Genomic DNA, 20,202 nt, shown 5'->3' on the forward strand with positions numbered 1-20,202 from the left:
AGAGATTTTCCTCGGAAGGCGTTCGGTGAGACGAGCCGGCGCGTGGAGTTGATCCACGCGCCGGAGCGATGCTGAACAGGCCTAGTTGGGCAGCGAGAACACGGTCAGCGTACCGCCGAGTGCCGTGTAGTTGCTGAGGGCCGCGTAGCCGCCGACGGCGCCGAGACCGGCGTTCGGATCGGTCAGACCTGCCGCCAGACCGATGCCGGCCCAGCCGCCCACGCCGGAGAGCACTGCGACATACTGCTTGCCGCCGTTCTCATAGGTCGTGACGTTGCCGATGATGCCGGAGGGAGTCTTGAACTTGTAGAGCTCCTTGCCGGACTTGGCATCGACTGCCTTGAGGTAGCCTTCGAGCGTGCCGTAGAACACCACGCCGCCGGCGGTTGCGAGCGCACCCGACCAGACCGAGAACTGCTCCTTGTTCGACCAGACGATCTTGCCGGTCTTGCCGTCCCAGGCGATGAAGTTGCCCATGTGGGTTTCACCCTGCGGCGGATACATCGAGAGCGTCGCACCCACATAGGGCTGGCCCGCGGTGTAGCTCACCTTGAACGGCTCGTAGTCCATGCAGACGTGGTTGGTCGGAACGTAGAACAGCTGCGTGTCCGGCGAGTAGGCTGCCGGCTGCTCGTCCTTGGTGCCGAGCGCGGCCGGACAGATGCCCTTCACGTTGTGGTCCTCGCCCGCCTTGTCGGTCGAAGCTGCGTCCAGCACCTTCGGACGACCATAGGTCGGCGAGTTCTTGTCCATGTCGACGCCGGAGGTCCAGTTCACCTTCGGATCGTACTTTTCGGCGACCAGGAGCTCACCGGTGGCACGATCGAGCGTATAGCCGAGACCGTTACGATCGAAGTGCGTCAGCAGCTTGCGCGGCTGGCCGTTGATCGACTGATCCGACAGGATCATCTCGTTGACGCCGTCGTAGTCCCACTCGTCGTGGGGGGTCATTTGATAGACCCACTTGGCAACGCCGGTGTCCGGGTTACGCGCCCAGATCGTCATCGACCATTTGTTGTCGCCGGGACGCTGCTTCGGATTCCAAGTCGAGGGATTGCCCGACCCGTAATAGACGAGGTTCAACTCGGGATCGTAGGAGATCCAGCCCCAGGTGGCACCACCGCCGATCTTCCACTGATCGCCTTGCCAGGTCTTGAGGCTCGAGTCCTTGCCGATCGGCTTGCCGAGCGCGGTGGTCTTGTCGTCGACCAGGATCTGGTTGTCCGGTCCTTCCGAGTACCCGCGCCAGACCTCCTTGCCAGTCTTGATGTCGTAAGCGGTCATGTGGGCCTGAACGCCGAACTCGCCGCCGGAGATGCCGACCAGCACCTTGTCCTTGACGACCATCGGTGCCGACGTGCCCGTCTCGCCCTTGCTGGGATCGCCGTTCTTCGCGGACCATGCAACCTGACCGGTCTTGGCGTCGAGCGCGACCAGGGTGGTGTCGGCCTGATGCAGGAAGATCTTTCCGTCGCCGTAAGACAGGCCGCGGTTGACCGTGTCGCAGCACATCACCGGGATGACGTTCGGATCCTGCTTCGGCTCGTACCTCCAGACGATCTTGTTCTCGTTTGAAAGGTCAATAGCGTAGACCTTGTTCGGGAACGGCGTGTGGACGTACATCATGTTGCCGATGATCAGCGGGCCGCCTTCATGGCCGCGCAGCACGCCGGTCGAGAAGGTCCAGGCGACCTGGAGCTTGCCGACGTTTTGTGCGTTGATCTGGTTCAGCTTGGAAAAGCGGGTATTGGCGTAGTCGCCCGTGGGCATCACCCAGTCTTTTGGGTTCTGCGACATCTTGATCAGCTCGTCGTTGGCTGAAGCGCCGCCGACGGCGAGAGCCGCCGCGGAGCCAAGAAGGGTCGCCAGTAGCACCTTGCGCATAGTTATTCCTCCGTTGGTATTGTTTATTGTTTCCGAAGCATTGCTCAATCACCGGGCTTCTCGTCCGGCGTCTGCTCGTGCAGGGCGGTCACGATTGGGACCAGAAACGATGCTGTGGTGTTTTGTCCTCCTGATGAGAGCCACGGGTCCACGTGCAGGGCGGCCCGTTCTTGTTGTTCCTGCCGCAATCCCTAACGACTTCGTCATCGGGAAACTTGCCCAAGAGAGAAGCCGGTTTGCTTGACAGCGCACGGACGCGAAGATTTTGATTTTGCAGTAGCGAATTCAGCGGCTTCTGCATCGCGTTGGGACTACCTTCAACGCTCAGGTTCCCCTTGACGGCGCTGCCACTAAGGCGGAGGATTAAGTTTCAAGGGTGGCAATGGAACGATGGCGCTCGTTCTAGAAGATCGCTCAAAATCGAGGTAAACGTCACGCAATCTCGGCTGAGGGCTCCGGCAGCGCTGGTCGCGATTCGCGGAGAATCTCCGGATCAAACCAGTGGCTGGATTAATGTCCGACACAATTCACAAGCTCTCGACGACCGGCATGACGCCGAAGCGGCAGATCCAGAGCTGGATCGACGGGCTGACGAGCCTGTGTGGGCATTTCGACGTCGATCCGCTGGAAGCGTCCTCGCTCGAAGGCCGCATCGACTACACCTCCGTGTCGCGCCTGAAGCTTTGCCAGATCGAGGTGAGCCAGCACCGCATCGCGCACACGCTGGCGCGCGCCAAGACCAATGAACATCCGTATATCAAGATTCATTTCCAGACTTACGGAGTGTCTTATTTCGAGCAGGAAGGCCGTCACATCGAGCTGAACCCGGGCGACATCATCGCCTATGACGTCTCATGCCCACATTCGATCATCAGCCCCGCCTTCACGCGCCATGACGTGGTGATCGTGCCGAAGGCGCTGCTCCGCGACCGCGGATTCCCGTCGCAGCGGATGCCCGCCTGCAAGCTGTCCTCGCGGACGGGGACGGGGCGGATTGCGCATGATTTCGTTCATGCCACCTTCGACGAAGCGGCGAAGCTGTCGGCCAACAGCGCGGTCGGCGTTGCTGATTCGCTGATCGATCTCTTGCTGCTGCCGCTGCGCGAGGCCGACACGATGCTCGATCGCGTCGGGCCGGAGGCGATGTATGTGCGTGCCCAATTTTTCATCCGGGAGCACCTGCGCGATCCGGACCTGTGCATCGACCAGATTTCCGCCGAGCTCCGCTGCTCCAAGCGCTATCTGCACATGCTGTTCTCCGAGCGCGGCACCACGGTGAGCGATTACATCTGGCAGGCGCGCCTGCAGAACTGCCGTCAGGAGCTCGAGGCCCACGCCGGCAAGACCATCACCGACGTCGCGTTCTCCTGGGGCTTCTCCAGCTCATCGCATTTCAGCCGGGTGTTCCGGAAATATTTCGGCGTGGTGCCGTCCTCGATCCACAAGGCGCAGCAGGGTGCTGCGGCCTCGGGCGAGCTTTAGGCGAGCGCTCGCTGCGGCCGCCCGCCGACTCGCTCACGCCGATACGGCGATGTAGGGAATGCTGGCGAGCAGAGCGACGAGCAGGACCGCGTTACCCAACATCCCGCTCCAATGCAGCCGCCGCAACCGACGCGGGGCTTCGGCATCGCCTGCGTCACTCGCGCTGAGCTGATCGTCCATCCGCGGCATGAACCAGCGGCGTCCCCAGATTGCCAGGGCTGCAATCAGGCCGACGCCGATCGCTGCGACCAGGCGACCGTCGAGCAGGAACGCTGCCGTTCCGATGATTCCGGCGACGCGCATCACCAGAAAATGGGCATTGAACATTCCGCGCAGCAACTGGGCGACGGGCTGGATGTCCAGCTTCACCAGCAGGAAAGCGGGCGAAGCCAGCGTGAAATAGCCCATCGGAAACAGCAGAATGATCATGACGGCTACGGCGACGCCATCCGGTGTCATGCGAGCGGCCTTTCTCGTCCGTGCGCTGATATCTCACGCCAGCGCTGCCAAATCATAGCGGAAGAATGGGCTTTCGACACTAGGCTTTGGTTGGACGCCGGGCAACGCAGGAGGGGGCCCGGCGGCGTCACCCGAGGTTCAGGCCGGCTCGAGACCGAGCGACTGCGCGCTCTCGATCCAGATCGGCAGCTCGCGTTGATACAACGCATTGGTCTCCTTGAAGCCGATCGCGGGTTCGAGCACGAAGGTCGCGAGGACGTCCTTCACCTTCGGATCGTTGTTGGCGGCAACGCAAAGCTCCGCCAGGCGGTCGACGACCGGTTGCGGCGTCGCCTTCGGCACGGCCCAGCCGGAAAAGCCGCTGACGGTGAAGAACTTCGCCGTCGCGCCCTGTTCGGGCAACGTCTTCACGTTCGGGATCGCATCGACCTTTTTCGAATGGACCGCGAAGACGGTGCCGCGGTCGCTTTGCAGGACCGACTGCGCAGCAGTGAAGCTGCCCATCGCCGCATCGAGCGTGCCCTCCAGCATGCCCGTCCACATCGGAGCTTCGCCGCGGTAGTGGACCGGCTCGATCGAGAGGCCGTACTGCCTGTTGAGCTCGTGGATCGTCATGTGCGGAGACGAGCCCACGCTATAGGTGCCGAAATTGACCTTGCCGCTCTTGCGCGCGAAGGCGACGAAATCCTCCAGCGTCTTGACGCCGGTCTTGGGGTTCGCCACCAGCAGCAGGCCGGCGCCCGGAATGACGCTGACGAGCGTCAGATCCTTGTCCATGTCGTAGCCCGGATTCTTCATTACCACGCGGTTCATGATGTAGGTGGTCGAGATCGAGCACAGCATGGTGTGGCCGTCGGGCTCTGCGCGGGCGACCTCCGCCGTGCCGATCGCGCCCGAGGCGCCGGGCTTGTTCTCGACGACGACGGTCTTGCCGACCTGCTTGGAGATGAATTCGCCGTAGGCGCGCGCGAGCAGGTCGGTCTGTCCGCCGGCGGGATAGCTACAGATCATGCGAATTTGCCGCGACGGCCACGCCGCCTGCGCCGAGACGCTGCGCGCGACGAAAGGCATCGCGAGTGCGCTGGTACCGGCGGCGACGAAGTGGCGGCGGTCGAATTTTGCGGACATGATTCCCTCCTGATTTTTGCCGAACCTACTGCATCAGGTCGTCCCCGCCATGGTCGGCAGGCGAGACAGATTGGCGCATTGGACGAGGCGGTGCGGTGCCCGTTTGCCCGTCACCCGGGCGAGCGTGCCTTTGGCGCGATCCATGGCCAGACGATCTCGGTCAGGGCCACCGCAATGAGGCCGAAGGCGCCGCCGATCAGCACGTTGACGATGCGCTCCTCCGCGATGCCGCTGGCGCCGCCGGCGAAGGAAGCGGCCAGCGCGATGAAGAAGCAGCGCAGGCCGAAGCCGACGATGTAACGCGAGAACGAGATCAGCGTGAGGGTGGCCGCAAGCACCGCAAGCGCATAACCGACCCGGCTTTGCGGCAGCACGGCACCGGCGAGGAAGCCGAGCGGCACGCCGACGACCGCGCCGATCGCCCGCTGCTTCAGCTTGCCGGTGGACGCCGCGAGATCGCCGACCACGACGCTTGCGGCCGACCACATCACCCATTGTCCCTGCGCGAGATCGAGGATCTCGACCAACGCCGCCGCGGCGAACACCGCCATGGCGGTTGCCGTTGCAGGCAGAAACCACTCTGCGGCGGGCGCTCCGAACGACGTCGCCGCGGCGTCCCTGCGCTGGCGCTGGTCGTAAATCCGGATGCCGCAGACCAGCCCCAGCGCGATCGGAGAGGACACGATGATCAAGCCGGCATGGCGCATCGCTTCGGAGGCGCTCACGCCCTCCCGCACCTCGCAGGCAAGATACACGGCGGGGATGAACACCCAATTTCCGAGCGTGCGGAAATGTTCGCCATGGCGCGTCACCGCGACCGCGAGGAATCCCGCGAGCCCCGTCAGAACTGCGAACAGCGGCTTGACGGGGCCTGCGAGGAACAGCACGGCAAAGGTGACGAGGACGGCGAGATAATGCCACGCTATGACCTTTGGCGGCAGGTGCAGCCTGAGCGCGGGGATGAGCAGCGAGACCGCGATCAACCCAAGATTCAGCAGCGCCGTCTCGCGCGCGATAAAGTAGGCGGCGACCATCGGACCGACGACGATCAGCGCCCGCACGAGTTCGCCGGATTTGATTTCCCGGGAGAGCAGATCGCGCAGACCTGCGGCTGAGGGGATGGTCGGGGAGTTCACAGGGCACCAAAGGGGTCGCGTGAAGCACCACCTATAGCACGGAAATGACGTCGCTACTCGAGCGTGGCGCCGGCCGCCACGCTCTCGCTGCCTCTCACCGCTGGATGATCTTCATCCAGACGTCGCCCAGGATCGCGGGCTCGCGCGGCGGCAGATAGGTGAGGCCGGCCTGCCTGCCGAATTCGGCGATCCTGCCCTCGGCAGCGAGCCCGGTGAGCGCCTTGTTGGCGGCGTCGATCAACGCGGGATCGCTGGCGAGCCCGACATAGCCGCGATTGGCCCCGATCGGATAGTAATAGCCGGACGCGGTGATCGCCGTGTCGGGATGCGCGGCGCGATGGGCATCGAAGCGGCCGAGGTCGATCAACGTCGCGTCGTAGTCGCCACGGGCAAGTGCGCCGAGGAGGTCGTCGCGGCCCGGGACGAGATGGGTGATGTCGTCGATCAGGCGTCCCTTGTCGAAGGTCATCAGGATGGCATCGCCGAGCGAGCCGCTCTCGATGACGAGGCGAAGCCCCGCAAGGCCGCCGATATCGCCGATCTTGCGGCCCTGCGCCTTCGGCCCGAGCACCACCGTCATCGGCGAGTAAACATAGGGCTGGCTCGGCGCGAGCACTCCCAGCGCGACACGGCGACGCCGGTCGTCGCGCGTGGCGCCGGCGAAATCGGGCAGGCGTGCCGTCTTCATGCCGGGCTTGACGAGGGAATCGGTCGTCAGCGCGTAGCCGCCGACCAGCGAGCAGCGCCCGTCGGAGAGCAACGCGTTGGCCTCGAGCTGCGGGCTCGAATCCTCATCGAGCTTGCTTTCGAACCATTGGATCCTGAGCGGCCGTCCCATCCGCTCCGCGATCGCCTGCGCCAGCAGCACGTCGAAGCCGGAGTCCGGCTTGCCCTTGTGATGCACCGAGAGCGGCGGCCGGTCCTCGTCGAGACAGATCGTCAGCGGATCGTCGGCCGCGCGGGCGACCGTGGCCGCAGCGAGGGTCGCGGCAATGCTCCAAGCGGCGAGCCAAGCCCTCATGGCTTCCTCCGGCTCGAGATGAAGGCCCAGAGATCGCCGATCTCATCGTCGCTGAGGATGTCGGCCCAGGGCGGCATCTTGTTGTTCTTGCCGTTCTTCACCGTGGTGACGAAGCGCGTCTTGTCGTCGGGAAAGGCGCGCAGGTCCGGCGTGATGGTGCCGGAATTCATCATATTGGGGCCGTGGCAGTGCGAGCATTTCGAAGCATAGGTCGACTTGCCGTGGTCGATCTGTGCCTGCACGGGATTGGCGGTTGCGTCATCCGCGGCACGAGCGGTCGCCGCAAGCGCGACCGTCAGCACCGCGACGGTGGCGAGGATCGCCACCGTCTTGTGAGATACTTTTCTCAGCATCGTGCCGTGGTTATTGCTTGACCGCAAAGACCCACAGCGAGCCGCCGGGTGGCACCTTCGCCAGCCGCTCGTCGCCGGAGAACAGCGAATAGACGCCGCCATAGCCGGAGGTGACGGCAACGTATTGCACGCCGTCCTGCTGCCATGTCACCGGCTGGCCCTCGATGCCCGAGCCGGTCTGGAACTGCCAGAGCTTCTTGCCGGTGTCGGCATCGAAGGCCTCGAACTCGCCGGTCAGCGCGCCCGAGAACACGACGCCGCCCGCGGTCGACAGCACGCCGGAGAAGCGCGGGATATCGCTTGGTGCTTCCCACTTCGCCTTGCCGGTCATGGGATCGATCGCCTTCAGGTGACCGCGCGGACCGTCACCCCATTCCCAGAGGTCGGTGAGGTCCATGCCGAGATACCATTCACCCTGCTTGAAGGTGACGGGCTCGGTCTTGTACCTGCCGCCGAAGGCGAGCGTATTGGCGTAGGCAAGGCCGGTCTGCGGATTGAACGACATCGGCTCCCAGTTCTTGCCGCCGAGGATCGACGGATAGACCGTCACCTTCTTGCCGTCGCGTGCGTCCTTCGAGACGTCGGTCTCGATCGGCTTGCCGGTCTTCATGTCGATGCCGGTCGCCCAATTCACCTTCACGTAAGGGTTGGCCGCGAGCAGCTTTCCGTTGGTGCGGTCGAGCACGTAGAAGAAGCCGTTGCGGTTGGCATCCATCAGCACCTTGGTCGGCTTGCCCTCGACATTCATGTCGGCGAGGACCATCTCGGCCACCGAATCGTAGTCGAACGGGTTGTTCGGCGAGAACTGGTAGTGCCACTTGATCTTGCCGGTCTTGGGATCCATCGCCAGCACGGAGCAGGTGTAGAGGTTGTCGCCGGGACGCACCGCCGAGTTGAACGGCCCGGGATTGCCGATGCCCCAATAGACCGTATTCAGCTCGGGATCGTAGGAGCCCGTGATCCAGGTCGAGCCGCCACCGAGCTTCCAGGTGTCGCCCTTCCAGGTGTCGCCGCCGGGCTCGTCGGGGGAGGGGATCGAATGGGTGCGCCAGAGGTGCTTGCCCGTCGCCGGATCCCAGCCGTCGATGAAGCCGCGGGTGCCGAACTCGGCGCCGGAGATGCCGGTGATGACGACGCCGTCGGCGACCAGCGGGGCCACCGTCATCGAATAGCCTTCCTTGATGTCGGCCGCCTTCTGCCGCCACAGCTCCTTGCCGTCCTTGGCGTCGAGCGCGATCACGTTGGCGTCGAGCGTGGTGCGGAAGACCTTGCCGTCATAGAGCGCCGCGCCGCGATTGATGATGCCGCAGCAGACGATGCGCGGGGTCTCGGCGGGATATTCGATCTTGCTCTTCCAGATCTGCTTGCCGGTCTTGGCGTCGACCGCCATGGTCGCGTTGTGCGAGGTCACGTAGATCACGCCCTGGTACACCAGCGGCTGGGATTCCTCGCTGCGATCGTCGTTGAATGAGTAGTTCCAGACCGGGACGAGGTTCTTGACGGTATCCTTGTTGATCTGGTTCAGCGTCGAGAAGCGCTGCAGATTGTAGCCCATCCCGTAGTTGAGAACGTTCGAAGTATCGGTTGCACCCTTGACCAGCTGATCGGTGGTCTGTGCATTTGCACAAATCGGTGCAAACATGACGAGGCTCGCGGCCATCGCAAGGCGTTTCATCCGTTCCTCCCAATATGCGCGTCTTTTGACGCTGCGGCAGCAACACTCCGCCCGAATGCAAAACGCGTCAATACGAAAGTCGTAATTACGACGCCGATATGCTGGGCACCGGATGTCGGTCACCTGACGGATACCTTACAGTCGACTCTGACTTGTGCGCAGACGCTGAAAAAATTCCGCCGCATGAGGCAATGCAGCCCGCTCGGGCCATTGGGTGCCGGCAGTTGTGCGGTGCGCTGGTTGCAATTGCGGACTTGAACCGGGGCCTGCTTGTGGACTTATCTCGTTTCGGTCCGGCTCGAAGCGGAGCTCTTGGTCAGGGAGGTTTTGATGATATCGCGTCGCTCTGTTGCGCTTGCACTCACGATCGCACTGCTGTCCGGCCCGGCGTGGTCTGCATCCGGCAACGCCGTAAAAATGTTCGATACCGACAATGACGGCACGCTCGATCTCGCCGAGGTGAAGAAGGCCGCCAGCGTGCTGTTCGCCAGGCTCGATCCCGATCGCGACGGCACGCTCGACGCCCGCGAATTGCGCGGACGGTTGACGGCGAAAGAACTCGCCGCCGCCGATCCCGATCGCGACGGGACTCTCACGGTCGACGAATATCTCTCCGTCGTCGAGCTGCGCTTCAACGCGGCGAATCCCGACAAGGATGGAACGCTGGATGCGAAGGAGCTGAGTTCGCGCGCCGGCCGCGCGCTGCTGCGCTTGTTGCGGTGAGAGGCACGCCGCTTGACTGGGAGCGAAGGCGGTTTGCCCGAGAGGGAAATTTGCGAGCGCGATGCGACAGTTCGCTGTGTTGGCAGTTCGATTCCCTGCTTGCGCTGTGCCAGACGCAGCCCTAGGTTTTGCCCGGCGCGATGTCGCGCTCATCCCTTGGGAGACCCCGAATGGCTTGGAAAGCTCCGAAGATCGTGGAAGTGTCGGTCGGCATGGAAATCAACATGTACGCCTGCGCTTCGCGCAAGTAAGACGGACGACCTACCGCGGCTTCGATGGCAAACGCCGTCGAAGCCGTGGTAGTGTCGGGGATGCGCGCGAGAGCCCATACCTTCTGGACCATAGCTGCCTGCACGTTCGCACTTGCACCGGCATGCGTCAGCGCTGAAGAGGGCTTCGATACCGAGCACATCTTCGGCTTCATGATCGGCACCGACGTCGGCAATCCGGGCGAGCGTGAATTCCAGAGCCAGACGACGGGACGCTCCGGCAAGGGCGGCGGGACCTATCGCGCCCTTTCGCAGGAGGTCGAGATCGAGGTCGTGCCGCTGCCGAATTTCCGCGTCGAGGTCGGCGGCACCGCCACGCTGCACGACATCACCGGCGTCCCCGACATCGACGACCGCCGCCAGTTCAACTTCCAGGGCGCTTCGCTCGACCTGCGCTATCGCCTGCTCGATCGCCAGCGCGCGCCGTTTGGGTTGACTGTCGGCGCCGAGCTCCACGGCGACCGCATTGACGAGACCTCCGGCGCAAAAGGCCGGATGTACGGCACCGACTTTACGCTCGCCTTCGATCGCGAGCTGATCCCGAACTTCGCCATCGGCGCGCTCAACCTGATCTATCAGCCCGAATGGGCGCGCTTCGAGGTGGCGGGACTGTCCGAAAAGAGCTCCACCATCGGCGCGGCCTTCGCCGGCCTCGTCCGCGTGCGGCCCGATGTGCTGCTCGGCGGCGAGCTGCGCTACTTCCGGCAATATGAAGGCATCGGCCTCGGCGAGTTCTCGGGCCAGGCCCTGTTCGTCGGTCCGACCGCCTATTTCCAGCTCTCAGAGCGCTCGCGGCTGACCATGAGCTGGAGCATGCAGGCCTGGGGTCGTCCGGCCGGGTCCGCCGCCAATCTCGACCTCGTCAATTTCGAGCGGCATCAGGCAAGGCTGGTATTTGGGGTCAACTTCTAGGAGGGCGAGTTCCGGACCCTGGCTCTCTCACGCCGGTTTGAAACCCCGACAGGCCTGGACCGTAAACTGTTGTGCTAACCTTGATGGCCTTGCGAGAGGATCCCGGCATGAGCCCGATCGACCTGGTGGTAACTGTGTGTGCGGTGCTCTCGCCTGCGACCTGCGAGGAGCAGCATCTGGTGTTCAACTTTGCGGGGTCGCCGCGGCAATGCGCGATGGCCGCGCCGCCCTATATCGCGCAATGGGTCGGCGACCATCCGAAGTGGCAGGCGGTGCGGTGGCGCTGCGAGTATCCGCACCCGAACGACAGGGCGTGAGAGGTAGCAGACCCTCATGGTGAGCAGCGCGGAACGCGCGTCTCGAACCATGCAGGCCCACTGCTGCAGCCGGGCCTTTCATCGTTCGAGACGCCGCTTCGCGGCTCCTCGGGATGAGAGTTGGACAGCTACTTGCTGCAGTCCTTCAGGTCCTTGTCGGCGATCGAGAACACCGCGTCCGCCCTGATCTCGATGTCGCGCACGATGCACTGCCGGGCATTGGCATAGCTGACCTTGGCGTCGTAGCGGCCGGGCTCGACGCCGGTGATGCGCAGCCGCTCGTCGTGGTCGACCTCCTTGTCCTTGTCGTTCAGGCACTGGTTCGGTCCCCACTCGGTCTTGCCGACCGGCGAGAGCTGGAAGCCGGAGATCGTCTCCGTCGTGAGATTCCAGAGCCGGATGCCCTTGCCCTTGGTCTGCGCGGCGGCTTCGCCGGCAAACGCCAGCAACGTGATCAACACCAGACCCCAACGCATCAAATCGTCCTCCCAAGGCGACGCCGTTATTGCCTGATCAGGCGCTCGCGGTTCTTTGCCTTGTCGAAATTTTTGGCGCGGTCAAGGCCGATCGGTGCAATCAGCCTGGCGGAGGTGAGATCGGTGCCCTCGAAATCGGTGTCGATGACGGTCGCCCCGGTCAGGTCGGCGCCGCCGAGCTGGGCGTTCCGGAGCGACGCCCCGGTCAGGTCGGCTCCCCTGAGGGAGGCAAACTCGAGATCGACGCGCGACAGGTCGGCGTTGCGCGCGTTCAACCGTTCCAGATTGGCCGATCGGAGCACGGCGCGCATCAACCCCATCGACTGGTTGCGCATGTCGGCGCCGAGATGCGCGTCGGCGATCGAGGCGCCGACCAGGCTCGCGCCGCTGAGATCGGCTGCGATGCGCGCGCCGGTCAGATCAGCGCCGTCGAGGTGAGCGCGCGCCATCTGCGCGGCGAACAGGCTGGCGCCCCTCAGGCTCGCGCCCGTGAGATCCGCGTCGAGAAGCCACGCCTGATCGAGGATCGCTCGATCAAGACGGGCGCCGCCGAGTTTTGTCTTGTTGAGCCGTGCCGTGCGAAGCACCGCCCTGGAAAGGTCGAGCCCCGAGAGATCGAGCCCCGACAAGCGCGTGCCGGTGAAGTCGGCGGGCGCGCCGGCGCTCGCTTTGGCCAGTACGGCCTCGACCTCCTGTCGGCTCATTTCAGCGGAGACCATGGCGGGTGAGGTGAGGTCGACGTCACGCATCATGTCCTGGGCGCTCGCCATGGTCGCGACGAGCGCAAAGCCAAGCGTCGTCAGAGCAACGGTTCGTCTCATCGTCAGGCTCCGCTATCGGCCTGTTTAGCACACGTGCCGCGCGGCTGCCTATAAGACATCCCGCCCGGCGCGTTCGCCGCCCTGTTCACCCGGGGCTCGCCGCGGAAGCCCGCCCTTGATCGCGGCAATCGCGGCGTCGCTGCGTGCCTCGCGCGGGATGCCGATGGGTACCTCGGCCAGGATGCGCGCCGGGCGCGGCGACAGGAAGAATAGGCGATCGCCGAGGCGCACCGCATCGTCCAGGCTGTGCGTCACGAGCAGCGTCGTGACGGGTCGGCTGGCGACCAGCGCTGCGATCTCGTCGCGCAATCGGCCGGCCAGCGCGTCGTCGAGCGAGGCCAGGGGCTCGTCGAGCACCAGAATATCCGGCTCGACCGCAAAGGCGCGGGCGAGTGCGACGCGGCGGGCCAGCCCCAGTGACAGTTCGCCGGGGAAGTGGCTGCGGTGCTGCTCCAGCTCGAGGATCCTGAACAGCTCGGCAAGCTTTGCGTCAGTGACATCGGGTGCCGCAAGCCGCACGTTCTGCTCGACCGAGCGCCATGGCAGCAGCCGCGGCTCCTGGAACACCATCCCGATCCGCGCCTCCGCGGGGCGCGACACCCGGCCCTCGAAATCGCGGTCGAGCCCGAGGATGATGCGCAGCATCGTGCTCTTGCCGCAGCCGGACGGCCCGATCAGCACGCCGACCTCGCCGGACTGAAGCGCGAATTTCACCGGCGCGAGGACGTCCTGGGTTCCGCCCGCGGTATTCCTGAACGTCTTGCCTGTGATCTCGACCTCAAGCCGCACGGGGCCGCCACCGTGTTGCGCGGGCTTCGAACGGTTGCACCAGCGCCATCTCGATCACGAGCACGACGGCGGCGAATGTCAGGGAATAGGCCAGCAGCCGCGGCGTGTCGAACAACTGGAAGGCGATTCCGATCTCGAAGCCGACGCCGTTCGGCCGGCCCAGCAGTTCGGCGACCAGCACGATCTTCCACACCAGCGACAATCCGGAGCGGGCCGAGGCTGCGATATAGGGCGCCAGCTGCGGCAGCACGACGTGGCGGAACGCGCGCCAGCGCGGCATCGCGAACACGCTCGCCATCTCGTCGAGTGAACGGTCGAGCGCGCGCGTGCCCTCACGCAGGGTGACGATGGCTGTCGGCAGCTTGTTGATGGCGATCGCCGCGATCGCGGCGGCCTCGGTGAGCCCGGCCCAGATATAGGCCAGCACGATCACGACCAATGCGGGCAGGTTGAGCAACAGGATCAGCCAGGGATCGCCGAGGCGGTCCGCGAGCTTGACCCGTCCCATCAGATAGCCGATCGCGCTGCCGAGCGACATCGCCAGCACGAAGGCGAGAATGACACGGGCGAGCGTGGCGCCGAGATGCAGGAACAGGGCGCCGCTCGATGCTTCCGCGATCATCACCTGGAGCACGGCAGGCGGAGAGGGCAGCTTTGCGCCGCCGACGAACAGCGCGGCAATCCACCAGATCGCGAGAAACAGTGCAAATGACAGAAGACGCAGCACCTCAATCTCCGGGGACTGCGTGATAGAACGTGCCGGGATCGAGCTCGGCCGCCGGCCCAACCAGATCGCGGCCGCCGGTCTCGGCCAGCACACGGTAGAGCACGCGCGCGTCCTTTTCCTCGTCGTCGATGCTCCGGCGCGGAATGCCGTCGCGATAGCGGTCGCGATAGACCTTGAGCAGGACCGGATCGGTCGTGCCGGTGAGCGGGGCGATCTTGTCCCAGGCCATATCCGAAGTCACCAGCAGCTGCTTGGCCTTGCGGGTCATTGCGATGAAGCGCGCCACGGCGTCGCGATGGCTCGCGGCCCAGCTTTCGTCGAAGACATAGCCGACCGCGGAGACCGCACCCTTGGCGCCGAGCTTCGGCAGGATGTCTTCGATGCCGGTCAGGCGGCGGAAACCCTTGGCTTCGAGCTGGGCGCAGAAATTCCAGAAGTTGAGGCTCGCATCCATCTCGCCATCGAGCGCCTTGGCCGCGATCAGGGGCGGTGCGCCATAGACAATGGTCGCTTCCGACTTCAGGTCGATGCCGTCCTGCTTCAGGCGCGCCTGGAGCAGCAGCCAGCTCTTGTCGATGGGACCACCGCCGACGGCGAGCTTGCGGCCCTTCAAGTCGGCGAGCGACTTGATCGGCGAGGATGCCTGTACCATCACCGCGCCGAGCGCGCTGGAATAGGGATAGAACGTGAGCTTGGCGCCGAGCGCGCGCTCGCGCGATACCCACAGCCAGTCGGACAGGATGATGTCGGCGCTGCCGGCGCGCAGCGCGATCTTGCCGGCCTCGGGGCTCGCAAGCTCGGTGACTTCGAGCGACAGCTCGGCCTCCTTGTCGAGGCCACCGGCGCGGATCGCGGCCAGCTCCCAGGAGAATGTTCCGGTCTTCTGCACCGCGAGACGGATGGTATCCGCGGCGCGGCCGGGTCCGGCTAATGTCAGCACCAGCGTCGCCGCAAGCGCCAATGATCGACCAAGTACTCTCATCACCTTGTGAGCCGTTTCCTCTGATAGAGTGCTTTTCAGCACAATACGCATAGCATAGCTTTGGTCGCAACCAGCGGGAGGAAGCTCATGAACCTGGCCGGACAGCTACGACCGATTGTCGCCGCATTGACGGTGCTGGCGGCGACCGCGCTCGCGGCGCGAGCCGAGGAGGCCAATGATTTTCCGACGTCGGCGCGCGCCGAATACGTCTATGGCTGCATGAAGGCCAATGGCGAGAGCCGGCAGGCGATCGAGCAATGTTCCTGCTCGATCGACGTGGTGGCCTCGATTGTGCCCTATGAGCGCTACGTTACCGCCGAGACCGCGCTCAGCATGTCCCAGGTCCGCGGCAATCTCGGCGTCCAGTTCCGCACGTCAGAGCAGGCGAATTCCGCAGTTAATGACCTGAGGCGCGCGCAGGCGGAAGCCGAGGTGAGGTGTTTTTGACGCTTGCCGCGCTGCTTTCGCTTCCTCTAGCCAGGGTCGCCGGTGGAGCTTCGATGATATGATCCGACGGGCTTGCTTGGCAGGATATCCCGATGGACCGGCATGGCGTTGGAGTGCACCGGGCGGTTGATGATGCGCCCGTCATCGTCGATGCAAATGCCGATGCGCCTCAAGCGCGTCTCGCAAGACGGCTCCCGCTTGGCCCGGCATTGGGAATGATCGCCGCATTGTCGGCGGTCTCGAATGCGAGCGCACAGGAGGCCGAGCCGCGATCGTATTCGAATACGCCTGTTGGATTGAATTTCCTGATCTCGGGCTACGTTTACGCTCAAGGCAAGCTCGCGTTCGATCCCAGTACCGCGATCGCAGACGCCACGTTCCGCTCCGACACCGGCGTGGCGGCCTATGTTCGGTCCTTTGAACTCGCTGGCCAGTCGGCCAAATTCGACGCGATCGTGCCGATATCGTCATTCGCCGCGCATGGGCTCGTAAACGGCGAGCCACGCGAGCGAGAGATGTCCGGCCTGGGCGATCCGCGATTTCGTGTCTCGGTCAATCTGTTTGGGGCACCCGCGCTCTCGGCGAAGGACTTCGCCAGCTATCACCAGGATCTGATCGTAGGAGTAAGCCTGCAGGTCTCCGCGCCCTTCGGGCAGTATGACAGCACAAAGCTGCTGAACCTCGGCGGCAATCGCTGGTCGTTCCGGCCCGAGCTCGGGATTTCAAAGGCATGGGGACCATGGACGGTCGAACTCTCCCCCAGCGTGACCTTCTTCAGCGACAACACCGACTTCTTCGGCGGCAAGACGTTCTCGCAAGCTCCGATCTATGCCGTGCAGGGACATCTCATCTATACGTTCCAGTCCGGCATATGGATGGCGCTGGACGGACTGTATTTCGCGGGCGGCCGCACGACCCTCAACGGCGTCAAAAGCGACAACGAGCAGGCGATCTCGCGAGCCGGCTTGACGGTCGCGTTGCCGATCGATCGACAGAACTCTATCAAGCTCTCTGCCAGTACCGGCATGACCAGTCGCACGGGAAGCGAACTGACGGCTGTTGGTATCGCATGGCAGTATCGTTGGGGCGAGGGATATTGAAGGAGGATGATGAACGCCCTTCACGTCCCCGGCTTCTCCACATCCCACTCGTTCCGGAACAAATGCCCATCGGTATCCTTGGCCTCCGCGCGAAAGCGCTTGGCGCCGTTGGAGACGTAGGTGAAGCGCAGATTGGGATCTTCCGAGATCGAGATGCCGCCTTCCATCGACAGCACGGGGCTGTCGTCCTGCGTCAGCTTGAGCTGGTTGACGAAGAATGCGGGAATGTAGAGCTGCGTGACCTGGTCCATCTGCAGCCCGGAATTGTTGGGATGGCCGATCATGATTTGCGCTTCGCGGATACGGCTCGCCGGTGCGTCGCCGCGCGCAAACTGTCGGTAGCGCATCTGGCCGAGCCGGTTCCTGGCTTCCTCGATATTCTTTCCCGCCGGCGCCGAGCAGCCGCCGGAGGCCTTCACGTATACTTTCGAGACGTAGAGCTGGCCATCGCTGAGTTCGGCCACCGCATGCACGTCGGTGTAGTTGTTGACGCGCACGCGCGTCGAAATTTCGCTGACGTTGGCGTCAGGCCCCAGCTCGAACTTCGCCGCCATCGGCGCGGGGTTGCGGTCGATCACCAGCGTGATCGAACGGATGCGGCGCGCATCGCCAGGCGAGAGCTTGCTGCGCAGGGTCACCGGCACGATCGCCGCGTCCTCGGCGCGGTACGGCATCTCGATGCCGATGACGTTGTTGCCGTCATTCATCGGACGATTGTTGAAGATGTCCTGCACCAGGCCCGGCCAGGGATCGTCAGCCTCTTCGGCCAGCGCCGGCACGGCGAAGCCGATGCCGAGGAGGAGGGCGATCAGGGGCAGGCGACGTGTGCATCCGGTCATGGTCATGGTCCCGCGCGGACGAAGCAGTCTTCGAACATAGCGTAGCGCGCCTGCTACTCCCATTCAATTTCCGAGAATGCTGCGGTTGCGTTGCGGGCGTTGTAGTCGTCGAACAGCTGCCATTGCGACCGTTCCGACGCGGCCGCCTTGTCAGCTGCGGTCCGCAGCGTTTCGCCCTTCCTGTTCGAGGCCCGGACGTCCGCCAGCAGCGCCATCAGATAACGCCGTTCATCGGTCAGCGCTGCAGGCCATTCGCTCACGGGCCCGTGACCTGGAACGACGCGCTGCGCCGGAATGGTCTCGAGTTCCCTGAGGGTGCCGAGCCAGCCGCGGATGCTGCCGTCCATCACCGGAATGTGGCGGAGGAAGACGAGGTCGCCGGCAAACAATGTTCTGCTCGTCTCGTCGAACACGGTCAGGTCATTGTCGCTGTGTCCCGCCGGCCAGGCCCGCAAGGTGAGTCGGCGCGAACCGAGGTCGAGCGTCAGCGTGTCCTGCACGAGCAGGGTGGGCGGCACGATCCTCACAGGTGAGATCAATTCGTCGCCCATGATGCGTCTGAAATTATCGAGATAATAGGGACCGCGCGTCGCTAGCGCCTGCGGCAGCCTGCTATGGCCGACGAAGCGCGTGTCCCCGGTGGCGAAGGCCGCGTTGCCGAAGACATGGTCGGGATGACCGTGGGTGTTGATGACGTAGCGGATCGGCTTGCTGGTGCGGGCCCGCACAGCCGCGAGCAGCGCCTCGCCCTCGCGAAGGCTGCCGCCGGTATCGATGACGGCCACCGCATCCGCGCCGACAATGAAACCGACATTGGCGATGTCGCCCTCGTTCTCGCGCGTCATCAGGGCGATGGCCCCGGAGTGTACGAAGATTCCGGGCGCGACTTCGCTCACAGGCAATTCGGCCGCTTCAGTGCGTGCTAGCGTCACTGTCCCCAGCAGGGACAAGGCTGCGATCATTGGCGCGATGCGAGACACTTTTCCGCCTCAGTTCAAAGAGTTTGCCGTATTGCACTGCAGCAAAGCAAGGCCAGCATGAAGTTGGCAAACATGGCGCGTCGTGCGTTGCATGGATAACATTCAATCAAAACGAGGAGGAAGCGCGATGACGGAGGCCGGACGACATCGTCGCTGGTTGTTTTCACTGAGTATCCTGGTTGCTTCCTGCGCGTTCGGCGACGTCGCCGTCGCGCAGACCAGCGAAACCGGCGACCTTTCTTTCGAACTGGTCGATCCCAAGGTGCTGCGCGTCTGCGCCGATCCGCGCAACCTGCCGTTCTCGAACGAGAAGGGCGAGGGATTCGAGAACAAGCTTGCGGAACTGTTCGCGGACAAGCTCCAGAAGAAGCTCGACTATGTCTTCTTCCCGCAGGCGACGGGCTTCGTGCGAATGACGCTGGGCGCGCATCGCTGCGACGTGATCATGGGCTTTCCGCAAGGCGATGACATCGTGCAGGGTACCAATCCCTATTACCGCACGACCTATGCGCTGGTCGCGAAATCCGGCAGCGGACTCGAGGATGTCGACAAGCTCGAAGATCCGAGACTGAAGGGCAAGCATGTCGGCATCGTCGCGGGCACGCCGCCCGCAACCAACATGGCGATTGCCGGCCTGATGGCTGATGCAAAACCCTATCCGCTGATGATCGACACCCGCTACGACAATTCGGCGCAGGCGATGATCGACGATCTCACGGCCGGCAAGATCGACGCCGGTGTGCTGTGGGGACCGATGGCGGGATTCTATGCCAAGAAGGCCGGCTCGCTGCACGTCACGCCGCTGGTGAAGGAGACCACCGGGCCGAAGCTGGTCTATCGCATCGGCATGGGCGTGCGTCCCGCCGACCAGAACTGGAAGCGGCAGCTCAACAAGCTGATCCAGGAGAACCAGGGCGAGATCAACAAGATCCTGCTCGACTTCGGAGTCCCGCTGCTCGACGAGAGCGACCGGCCGCTCGGCGCGGAGACGGCCAAGAAGACGCCATGAGGCGACAGCTTGCCGCTGCGCTGGTTGCCGCCGTCCTGGCGGCGCCCGGCTTTGCGCAGCAGCACTTTGCGCAGCAGCACGTGGCGCAGCAGAGTTTGGCGCAGCAGCAGGAGCCGTTCGAGCCCGAGGGTTATCGCGCCGACAATTACCGCGCGCCGGTGCCGGCGACGCTGGAGCGTGCGCGGGTGCTGTCGACGTCGGAAGCCGAGGCGATCTGGCGCGCCAAGAGCGGCGCCTTCGTCGACGTGCTGCCGCGTCCGCCGAAGCCGAAGAACCTTCCTGCGGGGACCGTCTGGCGCGATGCACCGCGCAAGAACATCCCGGGCAGCATCTGGCTGCCCGACACCGGCTACGGCACGCTGCCGCCCGCCATGGACGACTATTTCCAGCGCGGCCTCGCACGCGCCTCGCGCGGCGACAAGGCCGCGCTGCTCGTGATCTATTGCCTGGCCGACTGCTGGATGTCCTGGAATGCCGCCAAGCGCGCGTTGGCGTACGGCTATTCCAACGTCGCCTGGTACCCCGACGGCACCGACGGCTGGGAACGCGCCAAGCTTCCGACCGACGAGGCGCAGCCGGAGCCGCGGCCGGAGCAGTAGTCGACCTAAATCGCGTACTGTAGCGGTGGCCTCGTGGTTCGAGACGACGCGCTTCGCGGTCTCCTCACGATGAC

At 64.2% G+C, this 20,202-nt stretch carries 23 protein-coding genes; 9 read left to right on the forward strand and 14 right to left on the reverse strand.

Translation table 11 applies throughout. The features are described 5' to 3' along the window. Positions 1–81 precede the first annotated feature (81 nt). Positions 82–1,884, reverse strand: coding sequence for a lanthanide-dependent methanol dehydrogenase XoxF5 (gene xoxF5, locus OC450_RS32715; protein ID WP_211387058.1), 1,803 nt, complete (start codon positions 1,882–1,884; stop codon positions 82–84). Positions 1,885–2,397: 513 nt separating this feature from the next. Here xoxF5 and OC450_RS32720 point away from each other — a divergent pair. Continuing rightward, on the forward strand, positions 2,398–3,366 hold the full coding sequence (locus OC450_RS32720) for a helix-turn-helix domain-containing protein (RefSeq protein ID WP_262049395.1): 969 nt from the start codon (positions 2,398–2,400) through the stop codon (positions 3,364–3,366). 33 nt (positions 3,367–3,399) lie between these two features. Here OC450_RS32720 and OC450_RS32725 read toward each other — a convergent pair whose 3' ends face one another. The 6 genes from OC450_RS32725 to OC450_RS32750 form a co-directional block, all read right to left on the reverse strand. Further along, positions 3,400–3,825 (reverse strand): hypothetical protein, encoded by a 426-nt coding sequence (locus OC450_RS32725; protein WP_211387060.1) that lies wholly within the window; start codon positions 3,823–3,825, stop codon positions 3,400–3,402. Positions 3,826–3,963: 138 nt separating this feature from the next. Further along, positions 3,964–4,953: a Bug family tripartite tricarboxylate transporter substrate binding protein gene (locus OC450_RS32730; RefSeq protein WP_211387061.1), complete on the reverse strand. Its 990-nt coding sequence runs from the start codon at positions 4,951–4,953 to the stop codon at positions 3,964–3,966. Positions 4,954–5,063: 110 nt separating this feature from the next. After that, complete coding sequence (locus tag OC450_RS32735; RefSeq protein ID WP_211387062.1) at positions 5,064–6,089, reverse strand: FUSC family protein; 1,026 nt, start codon at positions 6,087–6,089, stop codon at positions 5,064–5,066. A 94-nt stretch (positions 6,090–6,183) separates the two neighbouring features. Then, positions 6,184–7,110, reverse strand: a complete 927-nt coding sequence (locus OC450_RS32740) for a substrate-binding periplasmic protein (RefSeq protein WP_211387063.1) — start codon at positions 7,108–7,110, stop codon at positions 6,184–6,186. Then, on the reverse strand, positions 7,107–7,463 hold the full coding sequence (locus OC450_RS32745; RefSeq protein WP_256809190.1) for a c-type cytochrome: 357 nt from the start codon (positions 7,461–7,463) through the stop codon (positions 7,107–7,109). Before OC450_RS32745 ends, OC450_RS32740 begins: the two co-directional genes overlap by 4 nt. Positions 7,464–7,473: 10 nt before the next feature. Then, entirely contained in the window at positions 7,474–9,138 is a 1,665-nt protein-coding gene (locus OC450_RS32750) for a methanol/ethanol family PQQ-dependent dehydrogenase (RefSeq protein WP_211387065.1), read from the reverse strand. 330 nt (positions 9,139–9,468) lie between these two features. Between OC450_RS32750 and OC450_RS32755 the strand changes: the two genes are divergently transcribed. From OC450_RS32755 to OC450_RS32770, 4 genes are all read left to right on the forward strand, one after another. Next, positions 9,469–9,861, forward strand: coding sequence for a calcium-binding protein (locus OC450_RS32755; protein WP_211387066.1), 393 nt, complete (start codon positions 9,469–9,471; stop codon positions 9,859–9,861). Positions 9,862–10,031: 170 nt separating this feature from the next. After that, positions 10,032–10,112, forward strand: coding sequence for a pyrroloquinoline quinone precursor peptide PqqA (pqqA, locus tag OC450_RS32760; RefSeq protein WP_035663753.1), 81 nt, complete (start codon positions 10,032–10,034; stop codon positions 10,110–10,112). A 24-nt stretch (positions 10,113–10,136) separates the two neighbouring features. Further along, positions 10,137–11,042, forward strand: coding sequence for a hypothetical protein (locus OC450_RS32765; protein WP_262049396.1), 906 nt, complete (start codon positions 10,137–10,139; stop codon positions 11,040–11,042). Positions 11,043–11,149: 107 nt separating this feature from the next. After that, positions 11,150–11,359, forward strand: a complete 210-nt coding sequence (locus tag OC450_RS32770; RefSeq protein WP_211387068.1) for a hypothetical protein — start codon at positions 11,150–11,152, stop codon at positions 11,357–11,359. A 128-nt stretch (positions 11,360–11,487) separates the two neighbouring features. Here the strand turns inward: OC450_RS32770 and OC450_RS32775 are convergent, their stop codons facing one another. The 5 genes from OC450_RS32775 to OC450_RS32795 are packed head-to-tail and all read right to left on the reverse strand — an operon-like array spanning position 11,488 to position 15,154. Beyond that, positions 11,488–11,835: a hypothetical protein gene (locus OC450_RS32775; RefSeq protein ID WP_262049397.1), complete on the reverse strand. Its 348-nt coding sequence runs from the start codon at positions 11,833–11,835 to the stop codon at positions 11,488–11,490. Between the two features lie 26 nt (positions 11,836–11,861). Then, positions 11,862–12,656 carry a pentapeptide repeat-containing protein gene (locus tag OC450_RS32780; protein WP_211387070.1) on the reverse strand — a complete coding sequence of 265 codons (795 nt, stop codon included), beginning with the start codon at positions 12,654–12,656 and terminating at the stop codon, positions 11,862–11,864. 48 nt (positions 12,657–12,704) lie between these two features. Continuing rightward, complete coding sequence (locus OC450_RS32785) at positions 12,705–13,445, reverse strand: ABC transporter ATP-binding protein (RefSeq protein ID WP_262049398.1); 741 nt, start codon at positions 13,443–13,445, stop codon at positions 12,705–12,707. Continuing rightward, complete coding sequence (locus OC450_RS32790) at positions 13,435–14,172, reverse strand: ABC transporter permease (RefSeq protein ID WP_211387072.1); 738 nt, start codon at positions 14,170–14,172, stop codon at positions 13,435–13,437. Before OC450_RS32790 ends, OC450_RS32785 begins: the two co-directional genes overlap by 11 nt. Before the next feature lies 1 nt (position 14,173). Beyond that, complete coding sequence (locus OC450_RS32795) at positions 14,174–15,154, reverse strand: ABC transporter substrate-binding protein (RefSeq protein ID WP_262049399.1); 981 nt, start codon at positions 15,152–15,154, stop codon at positions 14,174–14,176. Positions 15,155–15,241: 87 nt separating this feature from the next. Between OC450_RS32795 and OC450_RS32800 the strand changes: the two genes are divergently transcribed. Together OC450_RS32800 and OC450_RS32805 are read left to right on the forward strand one after the other, a co-directional pair. Then, positions 15,242–15,601, forward strand: coding sequence for a hypothetical protein (locus OC450_RS32800; RefSeq protein WP_211387074.1), 360 nt, complete (start codon positions 15,242–15,244; stop codon positions 15,599–15,601). Between the two features lie 92 nt (positions 15,602–15,693). Continuing rightward, complete coding sequence (locus OC450_RS32805; protein ID WP_262049400.1) at positions 15,694–16,701, forward strand: transporter; 1,008 nt, start codon at positions 15,694–15,696, stop codon at positions 16,699–16,701. A gap of 20 nt (positions 16,702–16,721) precedes the next feature. On the opposite strand, the gene OC450_RS32810 is transcribed toward OC450_RS32805, so the two are convergent. Further along, positions 16,722–17,540, reverse strand: a complete 819-nt coding sequence (locus tag OC450_RS32810) for a quinoprotein dehydrogenase-associated SoxYZ-like carrier (protein ID WP_211387076.1) — start codon at positions 17,538–17,540, stop codon at positions 16,722–16,724. A gap of 53 nt (positions 17,541–17,593) precedes the next feature. Next, a complete protein-coding gene (locus OC450_RS32815; RefSeq protein WP_211387077.1) occupies positions 17,594–18,520 on the reverse strand; it encodes a quinoprotein relay system zinc metallohydrolase 2 in 927 nt (308 codons plus the stop codon). A 127-nt stretch (positions 18,521–18,647) separates the two neighbouring features. Between OC450_RS32815 and OC450_RS32820 the strand changes: the two genes are divergently transcribed. Continuing rightward, positions 18,648–19,529, forward strand: a complete 882-nt coding sequence (locus OC450_RS32820) for a substrate-binding domain-containing protein (protein WP_211387078.1) — start codon at positions 18,648–18,650, stop codon at positions 19,527–19,529. After that, entirely contained in the window at positions 19,526–20,128 is a 603-nt protein-coding gene (locus OC450_RS32825) for a PQQ-dependent catabolism-associated CXXCW motif protein (protein ID WP_262049401.1), read from the forward strand. The genes OC450_RS32820 and OC450_RS32825 overlap by 4 nt, the downstream gene beginning before the upstream one ends. The last annotated feature ends 74 nt before the right edge of the window (positions 20,129–20,202 follow it).

It is taken from the genome of Bradyrhizobium sp. Bra78, assembly GCF_024519855.1.
Classification (GTDB): Bacteria; Pseudomonadota; Alphaproteobacteria; order Rhizobiales; family Xanthobacteraceae; genus Bradyrhizobium; species Bradyrhizobium japonicum_G.